The sequence below is a fragment of the Paraburkholderia monticola genome (assembly GCF_001580545.1).
GTDB lineage: Bacteria > Pseudomonadota > Gammaproteobacteria > Burkholderiales > Burkholderiaceae > Paraburkholderia > Paraburkholderia monticola.
In genome coordinates, this window is the sequence record NZ_LRBG01000038.1 from 322110 (window position 1) to 335690 (window position 13581).

9 protein-coding genes are annotated in these 13581 nt (G+C 61.6%); 6 read left to right on the forward strand and 3 right to left on the reverse strand.

Going from position 1 to position 13581, the window contains the following annotated elements; genetic code table 11:
* Positions 1-38: 38 nt before the first annotated feature.
* Positions 39-1133 carry a porin gene (locus CI15_RS28960; protein ID WP_062135032.1) on the reverse strand — a complete coding sequence of 365 codons (1095 nt, stop codon included), beginning with the start codon at positions 1131-1133 and terminating at the stop codon, positions 39-41.
* Between the two features lie 1047 nt (positions 1134-2180).
* Here CI15_RS28960 and CI15_RS28965 point away from each other — a divergent pair.
* From CI15_RS28965 to CI15_RS28985, 5 genes are all read left to right on the forward strand, one after another.
* The gene (locus CI15_RS28965; protein WP_082814328.1) at positions 2181-3950 is read left to right on the forward strand and encodes a tannase/feruloyl esterase family alpha/beta hydrolase; all 1770 of its coding nucleotides are present in this window, start codon (positions 2181-2183) and stop codon (positions 3948-3950) included.
* 493 nt (positions 3951-4443) lie between these two features.
* Positions 4444-5799, forward strand: a complete 1356-nt coding sequence (locus tag CI15_RS28970; protein WP_062135035.1) for an MFS transporter — start codon at positions 4444-4446, stop codon at positions 5797-5799.
* Positions 5800-5870: 71 nt separating this feature from the next.
* The gene (locus tag CI15_RS28975) at positions 5871-6896 is read left to right on the forward strand and encodes an amidohydrolase family protein (protein ID WP_062135037.1); all 1026 of its coding nucleotides are present in this window, start codon (positions 5871-5873) and stop codon (positions 6894-6896) included.
* Between the two features lie 2 nt (positions 6897-6898).
* Positions 6899-7582, forward strand: coding sequence for a 4-carboxy-4-hydroxy-2-oxoadipate aldolase/oxaloacetate decarboxylase (gene ligK / locus CI15_RS28980; RefSeq protein WP_062135040.1), 684 nt, complete (start codon positions 6899-6901; stop codon positions 7580-7582).
* Between the two features lie 5 nt (positions 7583-7587).
* Entirely contained in the window at positions 7588-8304 is a 717-nt protein-coding gene (locus tag CI15_RS28985) for a substrate-binding domain-containing protein (RefSeq protein WP_241495973.1), read from the forward strand.
* Positions 8305-8375: 71 nt separating this feature from the next.
* On the opposite strand, the gene CI15_RS28990 is transcribed toward CI15_RS28985, so the two are convergent.
* Together CI15_RS28990 and CI15_RS28995 are read right to left on the reverse strand one after the other, a co-directional pair.
* Positions 8376-9392, reverse strand: coding sequence for an ATP-grasp fold amidoligase family protein (locus CI15_RS28990; RefSeq protein ID WP_062135043.1), 1017 nt, complete (start codon positions 9390-9392; stop codon positions 8376-8378).
* 74 nt (positions 9393-9466) lie between these two features.
* The gene (locus CI15_RS28995; RefSeq protein ID WP_174543274.1) at positions 9467-10399 is read right to left on the reverse strand and encodes a helix-turn-helix domain-containing protein; all 933 of its coding nucleotides are present in this window, start codon (positions 10397-10399) and stop codon (positions 9467-9469) included.
* A gap of 808 nt (positions 10400-11207) precedes the next feature.
* Between CI15_RS28995 and CI15_RS29000 the strand changes: the two genes are divergently transcribed.
* Complete coding sequence (locus tag CI15_RS29000) at positions 11208-13532, forward strand: polysaccharide biosynthesis tyrosine autokinase (protein WP_174543275.1); 2325 nt, start codon at positions 11208-11210, stop codon at positions 13530-13532.
* Positions 13533-13581: the final 49 nt, after the last annotated feature.

Consider the following 13581-nt stretch of genomic DNA (forward strand, 5'->3'; position numbering starts at 1 on the left):
AGGTGTGCCCTTCAGGCCATTCATGAAACCTTCCCGACTCAGAAGTGCGTATGCAAGCCGACGCGTGCGATGGCCTGCGTCTGGCCGCTCGATGCGCCGTCGGCACTGTTCATGCCGTTGATCTGCGCGAAGCCGCCCGAACTCGCGCGCTGATACACACCCATCACATAGACGCTGGTGCGCTTGGACAGCGAGTAATCGACGATCGCCGCGGCCTGGTTCGCGTGATTGTTGTCGACGACCGAATTGCCCTTCATGTACATATACGAGGCGCCCGTCGCGAGTGCCGGCGTGAACCGGTATTGCACGCCGACCGAGCCTTCATAGACCGAGCCGCCGTTTAGCGAATTGTGCACGGTCGTGAAGAGCGCATTGGTGAACCACGCGCCGAATCTGTAGTGCGCGCCGAGACCCCAGTTGCGCACGCTGACCTGCGGCGCACCCGCGGTGTAGTACTTCACGTTCGTATAGGCGGCATTGGCGCCGAACGAGTTCGCCGCATAGTTGAGCCCGAAGCTGGTGGCATTGCCCGCGCCGACGGAGCCCGCGACGTTGCCGAAGCCATACATCGCACCCGCGCTGAAGCCACCGAACACCGGCGAGAGGTATTTGACGGAGTTATTGAGGCTGGCCCCGGCCATGCGGTCCCAGTCGAACGCGCCGGTCGGATTCTGCGGCAGAGCGAGTTTCTGGAACGGACCCGCGCGGAATGCGTAGAAGTGGCCGGATACATCGGCGGGATCGTTGCCGCCGGTGAACAGCGAGTCAGTCATGAAGTCGTACTGGTTACCCAGCGTGAACTTGCCGAGGCGATCGTTGACGAGCCCGACGTACGAAAGACGGCTGAACAGGCTCGAATTGGGCATGAATTGCCCATTGTTCAACTGGTACTGGTTCACGAGCTCGAAGATGGCCTTGGTGCCGCCGCCGAGATCTTCCGCGCCTCTCATGCCCCACAGGTTCGGGCCGTTGACGCCATCGTCCATCTTGACGTTGTGCTTGCCGCCCTGGTTACTCACGTACGTTACGCCTGTATCCATGAGGCCGAATAGCGTGACGCTGCTTTGCGCATGCGCCGCCGTCGACATCAAGGTACCCGCGAGAATGGCGAGCGCGATCTGCGTCTTCTTCATCGAAATGATCTCCTTTGTTATTTAGTCCTGCAAAGCTAAGCCGTCGGGATGTGCCGCGTTGATGAATCGCGGTGACCCCGGGTGGTCCCCGTGATGCGAAACAGGTCGGGTACTGGTGAACGGGGCTCAATATAGTCGGCGCGATGTTCCTGAGGAAGTGGCTCGGACCGCCCGAAAAATGCAATTGATTGAACAGCAGGCTGTCAGACATCGCGGGGTTTACGCGAACTTCTGACGGGGTAATCTGAATGTGCGATTTCCGAGTGTGCGCCGCAGTCCGTTGAAAGATATAACTTTTATGCTCGCGTTGCGGCAGAGGGATGTTTGCTCTTCGTAAACATCAAGACGATCAGATGTAAGAATGCCGGGCATCTCGACAACAGCCTGATAAATAAAACAGAAAGCTCTTCGCGTTAGTTCGCAACGCGGCGATTGGACATAGCGTTGGGTTCACGCCACAACATTGCAATAGCCACGATCGACGTCTCGTTCTTCCGCATACCAGTCAATTAGTGAATAGCGTGGTCGTCGTTGCAATAGAAATAGAAGCGGTACTTTGTGGCTTTCTCGATCTCCTCATTTCGTGGCGGGATTCAAGACTCCTGATTACCGCGACACCCATTTCAATTTCTTTCTTTTCGCATCTAAAAAAATTATTGGGTGCGCTCGCGCAGGACGCCTGCGCGCGAACGAATCGATTCTCGCGGACACCCGCAAGCCCGTTTGCCATAAGGCCCGAGCGTGATGGCGAGGTGAGCGTTGGCGCGTCATCGAGGGCAGTCGATATCGCTGATCCTTGTGGTTAACCCGTGATTTCTTGTCATTCACCGTCTGGTTAACGTCGCGTCAAAACCCGACGAGCCTGTGCGACCGCGCGGCCACGGCCAATAGAACGAAGACTTTCCAAGAGCCGAAGTACCACAAGAGGAGATGTGAACCCATGAAGGTGAAGAAGACATGCGTCGCTCAACGCGAAGGCGCGATGCGCCCCGCGAGCACACGCACGGGTCCCATCGTCGAGCGCGAAATCCACGCAGGAGAACAAGTATGAGAAAAACTCTGCAAGCTCTGAAGTTGCTGGCGCGCATCAAGGCGCGCAGCGTTTCGCTGTTGACGTTCGTCGGCGTTTGCACAACGGCCGCAATCGTCGCCGCGTGCGGCGGCGGTAGCGGCGGTGGCACGCTCACGTACACGCCGCTGGCGGTCGTGCAGTCGACCGTGGATTGTTCGAAGCTCGCTTCGATCGACATCACCGACATCGGCGGCGCGGGTAGCACGATCACGTCGGCAACCGTGCAGAACGCAACGGTCAACGGCAAGACGGTCGCGTTCTGTACCGTGAAGGGCACGCTCGCTCCGTCGAACACGTTCGAAGTCGCGCTGCCGGTCAGTTCGTGGACGCAGCGTTTCGCCGAACTCGGTTGCGGCGGTCTGTGCGGCAACCTGAGCGACCCGACCCAGCAAAGCTCGTTCAGCTTCTCGTATCAATGCCCGCTCGTTCAGGAAGGCGGCTTCGTGACGGCGGCGACCGATATGGGCCACTCGGGACAGGATCAGACGTGGGCCTCCGATCCGCAAAAGCAGGCTGACTTCGCGTATCGCGGCCAGCACATCACGACGCTCGCGGCGAAGAAGCTGATCAAGGCGTACTACGGGCAGACGCAAAAGTACTCGTACTTCATCGGCTGCTCGGACGGTGGCCGCGAAGCGCTGATGGCCGCGCAACGTTACCCGACGGACTACAACGGTATCGTCGCTGGCGCTCCGGCCGCGCACTTCCAGATCCAGAACTCGCTGTATCACGGCTGGAGCGTGAAGTCGCAGAGCACGACCGGCACGAGCGCGGGCAATGCGATTCTGTATGCCGACAAGGCTACGCTGCTGCACAAAGCTGTCGCCGCGGCCTGTGGTGGCGGCAGCGGCGCGGCCGACGGCCTGCTCGCCGATCCGCGTACCTGCCATTTCGATCCGGCGACGATCCAGTGCGCGAGCGGTGCGACGAGCACGAGCACCTGCCTGACCGCTGCGGAAGTCGCGACCGCGAAGGCCATCTACAGCGGTCCGACCGATGCGACGAGCGGCGAGTACATGCTGGCGGGTTCGCCGCAATTCGGTTCGGAAGCGAACTGGATCGGCGTCGAAGTGCCGAGCTCGAACTCGACGGATGCACCGGTTTCGGTGACCAAACTGTTCAGCTACTCGATCGTAACGGGCGCGTACAACCTGATCTTCACGGGTTCGCCGACGATGCCGACCATCGACACCTTCGGCTACACGGACGCGAGCTTCTACCCGACCTATCTGCAGGCGAACCATCCGTTCATCGATGCGACGAGTCCGGACCTGTCGAAATTCAACGCTGCCGGCGGCAAGCTGATCCTGTGGCACGGTTGGGCTGACCAGCACATCTCGCCGCTGTTCACGATCCAGTACTACGAAGCGATGCAGAACACGTTGGGTGCTTCGACCGTCGATCAGTTCGCGCGTCTGTACCTGGTGCCGGGCGTCGGTCACTGCGGCGGCGGCGAAGGCAACCCGAATATCGACCTCGTGACGTCGATCACCAACTGGGTCGAAGAGGCCAAGGTGCCGAGTTCGGTGATGACGTATCAGACCGATACGTCGAACAACGTGACGGCGTCGCGTCCGGTCTATCCGTACCCGGCAGTCGCGAAGTACACCGGATCGGGCGACTGGCACGACGGCGCGAACTACACGCAAGGCGCGCCGCTGTACACCGCGTCTTCGCGCAAGTGGGCCGGCTCGAGTTTCTACACGACTTATACGGCGACGACGCGCGGTGTCGCGGCGCCGTAAGACGGGTAGCGTCCAACGGTAATCGAAGTACCAGCCGGCTCCGCAAGGGCCGGCTCATCCCGATGCGGAATGGCCGTTGCACGGTCATTCCGCTTTTTATTGCGCGCTTTGTTCGCGGGGCAATGGCCATGTCAGCGCGGGGCATTCGCGCCGATCGGCGAAAGCGGAGCGTGTCACGGCCGTTCTATGCGACTTCGTTCCCGCGTCATCTGTTCTGTTTATGACGGTGTGCGCGAAGCGGCCTGTGAGAAGCCCGCTTACAGGGGCCTTGGCCCTGGCTTTAAGGCTTGTCCGGCGAGGCTTTGAGCGAATCAACCGGGTTTCGACGGTGCTATGCGGAACGGTGAAAATCCGGATACTCGCATCGACCATATGGTTAACCCGCGCTTTGGCCCGCGAATGACGAAACGTACCTTCACGCCAGTTGCTTGAGTCAGGCGTGTGAGGCCCCATCGCGCGCGATGAGACCAGTGAAGGAGACAGGAGAGCTTTTATGAGTACTACCAGCGGTAACAGGATTGATATCAAGAAGTTCATCGACGAAAGGCCTATTTCGCTCTACCAGTGGTTACTGGTCGTGCTGTGCTTTCTGATCGTGACCGCCGACGGCATGGACGTCGCGATCATGGGTTTCGTCGCGCCGTCCATCATTCACGCTTGGGCGATTTCGCGTCCCGCATTCGGCCTCGTGATGAGCGCGGCGCCGATCGGTCTCGTGATCGGCGCATTGGCCGCGGGTCCGGCGTCGGACCGCATCGGCCGCAAGTGGGTGCTGATTACTTCGGTGTTTCTGTTTGGCGTGTTCACGATCGCGACCGCGTTCACGCAATCGCCGATGCAGATGGCAGTGCTGCGTCTGTTGACCGGTATCGGCCTCGGCGCCGCGATGCCGAATTCGACGACGCTGCTGTCAGAGTACGCACCGCAACGCAAGCGCGCGTTGCTGATCACCGTGATGTTCACGGGTTTCAATCTCGGCTCGGCATTGATCGGCTTTGCGGCCGGCTGGCTGATTCCGGTTCACGGCTGGCGCGCGGTGCTGATTTTCGGCGGCACGTTGCCGCTCGTGCTGATCCCGTTCCAGATCTGGCTGCTGCCTGAATCGGCTCGTCTGCTCGCGGTGCGCGGCGCGCCTGCGCAGCGGATCGGCAAGGTGCTTGGCCGGGTGTGCGGCGCGCACTTCGCGGGCAATGAAGTATTCGTGTCGAACGAACCGCCGCTGCCGACGCGCAAGCCGATCGGCGTGCTGTTCTCGCAAGGTTATGGCTCGATGACGCTCGCGCTGTGGGTCACGTATTTCATGGGCCTGCTCGTGATCTATCTGCTGACCGGCTGGCTGCCGACGCTGATGAAGGATGCGGGTCTGTCGGTCACGACCGCGGCCAACGTCACGGCGATGTTCCAGATCGGCGGCACGATCGGCGCAATCCTGGTCGGCTGGATCATGGACAAGGCGCGTCCGGCGCCGGTCATCAGCGCCGCGTATATCGGCGGCGCGCTGTGCGTGCTCGGGCTGGGCTATATCGGCGCGTTGTCGTCGTCGCTCGCCTTGCTCGTGTTTGCGGCGGGCTTCTGCATGAGCGGTGCGCAAACCGGACTGAACGCATTTGCGCCCGGCCGCTATCCGACCGTCGCACGTGCCACCGGTGTGAGCTGGATGCTCGGCATGGGCCGCTTCGGCAGCATCTTCGGCTCGGCGATCGGCGGCGCGCTGCTCGGCCTCGGCTGGCAGTTCGGCGCGATCCTGGCGATGCTCGCGATCCCCGCTACACTGGCTGCCATCGCGATCCTGGTGAGCCAGCGCGTGGGCAGCGGCGAACCGGCAGCGCAGCCGAATACCGCGCATTGACGCTCGCAGGAACGCGGCGCGCGAACGTTGAGCGCGCGCCGCTGGTTAAATTCATCTACTGAGGAATCCAGGTGATCATCGACATTCACGGCCACTACACCACCGCGCCCAAAGCGTTGGAGACGTGGCGTAACCGGCAGATCGCAGGCATCAAGAGTTCGTCCGAGATGCCAAAGGTGGCGGAATTGCAGATCAGCGACGACGAGCTGCGCGAGTCGATCGAAAGCAACCAGTTGAAACTGATGCGCGAGCGCGGCCTCGATCTGACGATCTTCAGTCCGCGCGCGAGTTTCATGGCGCACCACATCGGCGACTTCGACATCTCGAGCACGTGGGCCGCGATCTGCAACGAACTGTGCTTTCGCGTGAGCCAGCTGTTTCCCGAGAACTTCGTGCCGGCTGCGATGCTGCCGCAAAGTCCGGGTGTCGATACGGCCACCTGTATTCCTGAACTCGTCAAATGCGTCGAGCAGTACGGCAATGTCGCGATCAACCTGAATCCCGATCCGTCGGGCGGTCACTGGACCAGCCCGCCACTGTCCGATCGTTACTGGTACCCGATCTACGAGAAGATGGTCGAGTACGACATTCCCGCGATGATTCACGTGAGCACGAGCTGCAATGCGTGCTTCCACACCACCGGTTCGCACTACCTGAATGCGGATACCACCGCATTCATGCAATGCCTGACCTCGGACCTGTTCCGCGATTTCCCGACGCTGCGCTTCGTGATTCCGCACGGCGGCGGCGCGGTGCCGTATCACTGGGGGCGTTTCCGCGGTCTCGCGCAGGAGCTGAAAAAGCCCTTGCTGAAGGACCATCTGCTGAACAACGTGTTCTTCGACACCTGCGTCTATCACCAGCCGGGTATCGATCTGCTCACGCGCGTGATTCCCGTCGACAACATTCTGTTCGCGAGCGAGATGATCGGCGCGGTGCGTGGCATCGACCCGGAAACCGGTCACTACTTCGACGACACGAAGCGCTATATCGAAGCGGCGCACGTCGATGTGGAAGAGCGTCAGAAGATCTACGAAGGCAACGCGCGTCGTGTTTATCCGCGTCTCGATACCTTGCTGAAAACGAAGGGGCTGTAATCATGTATGAAATCGGAGTGGTCTATCGCAACATCGAGCGCGCCGGTGCGGACGTGGCCGCGAAACTCGGCGCGCTCGGTTCGGCCACCGTGCACGAAGCCATGGGCCGCACGGGCCTGCTCAAGCCCTATATGCGCCCGATCTATACCGGCGCGCGCGCGAGCGGCACGGCCGTCACGGTGCTGCTGCAACCGGGCGACAACTGGATGCTGCACGTCGCGGCCGAACAGATCCGGCCGGGCGATGTCGTCGTCGCGGGCGTCACCGCCGATAGCACCGACGGTTACTTCGGCGATCTGCTCGCCACGAGCTTCAAGGCGCGCGGCGCGCATGCGCTGATCATCGACGCCGGCGTGCGCGACGTCAGCGTGCTGACCGAGATGAACTTCCCGGTCTGGAGCAAGGCGATCTCGGCGAAAGGCACGGTCAAGGCGACGCTCGGCTCGGTGAACATTCCGGTCGTGTGCGCGGGCGCATGGGTCACGCCGGGCGACGTCGTCGTCGCCGATGACGATGGCGTGGTCGTGGTGCCGGCCGCCGCCGCCCAGGCGGTGCTCGAAAAAGCCGCGGCGCGCGAGGCCAACGAAGCCGCCAAGCGCGCGAAGCTCGCCTCCGGCGTGCTCGGTCTCGACATGTACGACATGCGCGGGCCGCTCGAGCAGGCCGGACTGCGCTACAAGGACTGACCGGCGTGGTCGCAGTGATCAACGCTCAGGCCGCGCCCGTGCCAATTACCGGCATCTCGTCGATGGCCACGCGTCAGGTGCTGGCCGAACTCGTCGCGGCATACGAGCGGCGCACGGGCCAGGCGGTTGCGATCGAATCGGTTGGCGGCCTCGATGCGGCGCGCCGCATAGAGGACGACGAAGTATTCGACATCGTCGTGCTCGCCGCGGATGCGATCGAGCGGCTCGTGGTAACGGGTTGCGTCGATGCCGCGAGTCGAGTCGCGGTGGCACGTTCGGGCATCGCGGTCGCGGTTGCGTCCGGTGCAACCCGCCCCGACATCGCGACCGAAGCGGCGCTGCGCGACGCGATTCTCGGTGCTCGCAGCATCGGTTACTCGACCGGGCCGAGCGGCACGTATCTGCTGAAGCTGTTCGAACGCTGGGGCATTGCCGAACGGGTTGCGCCGCGTCTCGTGAAGGCGCCGTCGGGTGTGCCGGTCGGCACGCTCGTCGCGCGGGGGGAGGTTGCGCTGGGTTTTCAGCAGTTGAGCGAGCTGATTCACGTGCCGGGCATCGACGTGCTCGGTGAACTTCCGGCCGCCATCCAGTCCACGACGACCTTCACCGCCGCGATCTGCACGTTGGCGCGCCAGCATGAAGCGGCGCAGGCGTTGCTGGCGTTTCTGGCATCGCCCGAGGCGGACAGCGCGAAGCTGCAAAACGGCATGTCGCCCGCTTGACGGCCGGCGGCGGCTGCCGCGGGAGGTTCGTTTCTTCGTATCTATCGAGACGCCGCGAATGAAAGCGTATTTCAGGCCAGCAGCTTGCCCCACTCGTAATCGATCGTGTCGGGCGTGAAAGGCAGCACGCCCGCGCCGGGCGTAAACGTCAGTTCGCCGAAATAAACACGGTCGTCCGGCGCATACAGGTCGACGCGCACGTAGTCGAAGTCTTCGCACAGCCGGGCCGCGACATCGAGCACGTCCTGTAGATGGGGCGGACGCGGAGCGGGCGCCGGGCTGCGCTTGTAGTCGCCGATCGCGATATCGAGGTGATTCCAGTCGATGTCGTAGACGTCGCCGTGCGTCGCGCTACCGAAGCGATCCGAGATCACGAGGATATAGATGATCGGCCGACCGGGCCGGCCGCCGAAGCAGTGCAGCTTGAAATCCGCGGGAATCCGCCCGCGCTGGTCGAGCAGCAGATGCTCGAAGAACACGCGTGGTTCGATGGTCCGATAGTGCCGCTCGCGTGCAACGTAGTAGAACTCAGTGCGCAGCCATTGATCGGCGAGCGTCTTCAGCTTCTCGAACGAGGTCTCAGACTTGCTTCTGACCACTTCGACGAAGGTGCTGCCATGATTGGCTTTCATCACGAAAGCATTGGGCAGCGCATCGAACACTTCCGGTGTGAACGCATCGGGCACTGCAATCAGCGGGATTAAATGCTCGTCGCCGATCTTGCGGGCAACATATTCCCGCACCAGCAGCTTATCGGTCAGTTCGATATAGCGCGGGTCAGGGTGAAGATTGCGTTGCAGGATCTTCTCGTTGAACGTGACCGGCTTGATCAGGTTCGGATAGCGGCCGATGCATTTGTGATGTAAGAGGCTTAGGAAAAGGACATCCGGCAATAGCGTCTTCGCCGCGTCCTTGATCTTTCTCGCGGTGGTTGGCGGTTGCGGGTGCTGTGAATGCGCACCGGCGTGAAACCCCGGCGCTTCGCCAGGCGCGGCGACGGCAGTGTCGCCCGACTGTACGGAGGCCATGCTTTGCGGCGCGACAGCCGCCTCCTCCGCATCCAGCTCGGCGGATTTTCTTATCGTCATGTTCTAATCCTTTGCTTCTAATCCCGTGACGGTCGAGTCGAGAAATCGTCCTCGGAGTGACAGGGGAGTTGAAATCAAAGCGTCAGCGGTGCCTGCCGCAACATCTCGGTCGCGGCGCTCCAGCTTTCCTCCGGTGTCAGCCAGCGTTCTTCCGCGTCCACATGCTGTTGCGCGCGAAATTGCGTCGGCGACATGCCATAGCGCTCCTTGAATAGCCGCCCGAGCCGATTGCCATCGCCCATGCCGCAGCGGCGCGCGATCTTGTCGACCGGCAAATCGGTGTTCTTCAGCATCGAGCGAACGATCTCGAAGCGGGTACGCAGCAGATATTCAAGTGGCGTCATGTTGAATTCGCACTTGAAGCGGCGCTGGAAATTGCGCTTGCTCATTGCCACCGATTCGGCGGCCTGCGCGACCGAAATGGCCTTGCTGTAGTTCTCCTTGATCCAGCGCGCCGATTCGCGAATCTTCTCGGTCGTCGTCGTGATGTTGACATCATCGAGCTCCGGGCGGTTTTTCTCGGCGTAGCCGGTTTGCAGAATGCGGCCGATCTTGCGGGCCGTGTCGGTATTGATGTCGCGTTCGATCTGCGCAAGCGCGAGATCGGTCGGGGTCACATTGCTTTGCGTGCGCGCGGCGTCACCGCTGTCATCGAATAGAAAGATCGGCACGATCGATTGCAGCGGGTCGTTGCAGACGACTGCGAGATTCGCACCCTGCTGCATGCCGAACGATGCGATCGAACCCTGCAACGAGATCCACGACAGAAAGCGGTCGTTGGATTCCGCGACTTCGGTGACGTCGCGACACGCGACGAAGAACGCGTGGAAATCGGCGAGGCAGTAGCGTTCGAGGCCTTGCGTCCAGATCGATATGCCGGAGGAGCTGGTCACGAGGCCACCGCCGTCGGACACCACCGTAAATCGGTATGGCGCCTCTTCGCCAGCCGCTCTCTTGAACTCATTGGCAAGCCGGAACGCGTCGCCGATCGCGCCGGTACTTGCCATCGAACAATCCTGAAAGACGAATAGACCAATATGCTTCATCACGCGAGCTTCTCCAGTCAGGAAAATCTACGCATTGAGATTAGCGCATCGGTTTGGGCGAGACGAGCTTGGCCGGCATGCGCGGGTGTTTTGGCGTAATCGTCCGGATCGCAGAAATTCTTACCTCGCTATTCGCTACAACGCGTGCTAATAATTAACGTTCCACGGAAGTTTTTTCCCATTCAATTAGCGCGATTCTTGCGGACGAGCGCATGGCCACCGTGCGGAATGCGCCGAGTGGCATGGGTTTCGGCGCGATATGAGGGATATGAACGGCATTCTCGGCCCCCGACCCGTTCAATACGGGTTCTGTCGCGATCTGCGGCGCTCGCCGTATAAATCTGTTACAGCAATTTCAGAAAGCAACAAGCTTACCCGCCGTTTGTTTCATTTGTAAAAGGCTCCGCATTATCGGCCAATAACACCCTACTTTGGGCCGGGCGCAGATGCCCCGATCCTTTGCGGACTATGCTTCAGCGCAACATCGAGAGAGAAATTGTCAATCGCGGAGACGTGAATGGCGGGTTTCGCATTCCCGTTTTCGTGAGAAGAGCAATCGGCAATGCCGCGGTGGATAAGCCATAGACGTGTAGCTTTCCGTGCTTCGAGAGGTCCCGAACACGGCTCCCCGACCTAACCCGACACAGCACGTCGCCTCGCCGTGCTGCCAGCCAATAGAGGGCCTATCCGGCCGGCGGCACACATGACGATTTAGCGACGCAAAGCGATCGCCGATTGCTTTGTTGATCAACCTGCAAGGATCAGACCGGTGGATTACTTTCCGCAAAACTCGCTCTATCCCGCTGTTGATACCGAGCGAAGACAACTCAGTGCCAGCGCGATGCTCACGCTAATGCGCGACCACATCTGGGAGATCGTGGTGACGACGGTCGTCGTTCTCACGCTCGCGGTCGCGTACCTGCTCATTGCCACGCCTATCTATTCCGCCGACGTAATCGTCCGGGTGGATCCACCCGAACCGAATGCGCTCGGGCTTGCGCTGCAGAACCAGGATCTGATGCCCCCGCCGGCGCCGTCACCGGTGACCGAAATGGCGGTCATGGAGAGCCGTGCGGTCTTGCAGCCGGTCATCGACCAGTTCCGTTTCGACATTTCGGTGAAGCCGCACAAACTGCCGGTACTCGGCGACATCGCCGAAAAATTCGCGACGCCGGGTCAGCCCGCCGCGCCATGGCTGGGGTTGAAATCGTTCGCATGGGGCGGCGAGCGGGTACAGATCGCTTCGCTCGACGTGCCGCGCGAACTCGAGGAAGAGAAGCTGACGTTGACCGCGCTCGAGAACGGCGCCTACGAATTGCACGGCCCTTCCGGCGAATTGCTGGCGAGCGGCGTGGTGGGCGTGCCGCTCAAGCAGAACGGCGTGTCGATGCTCGTGAAGGAACTCGCGGCGCGGCCGGGCACGAAATTCGAGGTGATCCGCTGGAATGAACTGGATGCGATCAAGCGCTTCGAGAGTCTCGTCAAAATCGGCGATAAGGTGAAGGACTCGGGGCTGCTGCAAATCCAGTATCGGGACAAGAGCCCGGACAAGGCAGCGGCCGTCGCCAATGCATTGGGGCAGCAATACCTCGCATCCGCGGTGGCGAGCCGGCAATCGAACGACACGCAGACGCTCGCATTCATCAACGGCGAACTTCCGCGCCTGCTCGGCGATCTGCGAAAAGCCGAGGAAGCGCTGAAGAATTTCCGCTCGACTTCGCAGTCGATGCAGCCGACCAGCGAGGCGCAAGCCTATTTGCAGGGCGGCCTCGATCTCGACAAACAGATCGCGGCGCTGCAATTGCAACGCACGCAATTGCTCGAGCGCTATACGGAGCAGAGCCGCTGGGTGCAAAACGTCGATGAGCAGCTGACGCAATTGAAACAGGCGAAGGCGCAATTCTCCGGCCATTTCAACGGCATGCCGGCGTCGGAGCGTGAGAGCGTCGATCTGATCCGCGCGCAGAAGGTCGCGGAAACGATCTATCTCGGCATGGTGCAGAAAGCCGAGCAATTGCAGGTGCGCCGCGCCAGCACGACGGGCGGCGCGCACATTCTCGATCAGGCGATCAGGCCGCATATGCCGGTCATGCCGCAGCCGATTCTCGTGCTCGGAGGTGGCCTGGTACTCGGCATCGTGTCCGGCGTCGTACTGGTCTTCATGCGCCGCCACGTGATGATCGGCGTGACGGATCCGCGCTACGTCGAGCGTCAGATGAGCGTGCCGGTGTTCGGCGAGATCCTGTTCAGCCATCAGCAGGTGCAACTCGATCGCGATTCATTGAGCGCGGGGCGCAAATCGCTGCCAGGCGTGGCGGGACGCGCACATCCCCCGATGCAGAAGAGCCTGCACGACTTTCAGTTCGAGCACGGCGACCAGAACCGGATCCTCGCCGCGCGCTTTCCGCACGACACCTCGGTCGAAGCGCTGCGCAGTGTACGGACGGCGGTCACACGCGATCTGGCGCATGCGCGCAACAACATCGTGATGATCATCGGGCCCACGCCGTCCGCCGGCAAGAGTTTCGTCGCCGCGAATCTGGCGAGCCTGCATGCGGAAATCGGTGCGCGCGTGGTTCTGATCGATGCCGATATGCGGCGCGGTCATCTCGCCTCCCTGTTCAGCGAGAGCAATCGCGGCGGTCTTTCGGAAGTACTGGCGGAACGGCTGCCGCTGCGCAATGCACTGCGCGCGACCGGGATCGACGGTTTGACGTTCCTGTCCTGTGGCGTGCGCCCGGAGAATCCCGCCGCGCTATTGATGAAGCCGCGCCTGAAGGATGTGCTCGAACGGCTGTCGAGCCAGTTCGATCTGGTGATCATCGATACGCCGCCGTTCCTCGCGGTTACGGACGCGTCGATCATCGCCAACGAGGCCGGCGCCTCCCTGCTCGTGTTGCGCTCGGGCATGCAAAGCGAGGAGGAAATCGCCGACACGCTGAGAAAGGTGGAGCGCGCGGAAGGGCGCATTGCGGGCGCGGTATTCAACGGCATTCCGCTGCGTCGAAGCACCAAGAATTACGGCTACGAAACCAACTATGCCAGCGATTTCGGCGAGCCCGACGGCGCGGGGCAAGCGCCGCGCGGCGCCTGAGCGCGGAGAGACTTCGACGCGGGAACGAACCGTCGCGATGGCGCAAAAC

Excerpts from the sequence above, each read along its gene's own strand:
- ligK (WP_062135040.1), top strand. The coding sequence starts at position 6,899 with ATGTATGAAATCGGAGTGGTCTATCGCAACATCGAGCGCGCCGGTGCG.
- CI15_RS28960 (WP_062135032.1), bottom strand. The coding sequence starts at position 1,133 with ATGAAGAAGACGCAGATCGCGCTCGCCATTCTCGCGGGTACCTTGATG.
- CI15_RS28965 (WP_082814328.1), top strand. The coding sequence starts at position 2,181 with ATGAGAAAAACTCTGCAAGCTCTGAAGTTGCTGGCGCGCATCAAGGCG.
- CI15_RS28990 (WP_062135043.1), bottom strand. The coding sequence starts at position 9,392 with ATGACGATAAGAAAATCCGCCGAGCTGGATGCGGAGGAGGCGGCTGTC.
- CI15_RS28970 (WP_062135035.1), top strand. The coding sequence starts at position 4,444 with ATGAGTACTACCAGCGGTAACAGGATTGATATCAAGAAGTTCATCGAC.
- CI15_RS28995 (WP_174543274.1), bottom strand. The coding sequence starts at position 10,399 with ATGGCAAGTACCGGCGCGATCGGCGACGCGTTCCGGCTTGCCAATGAG.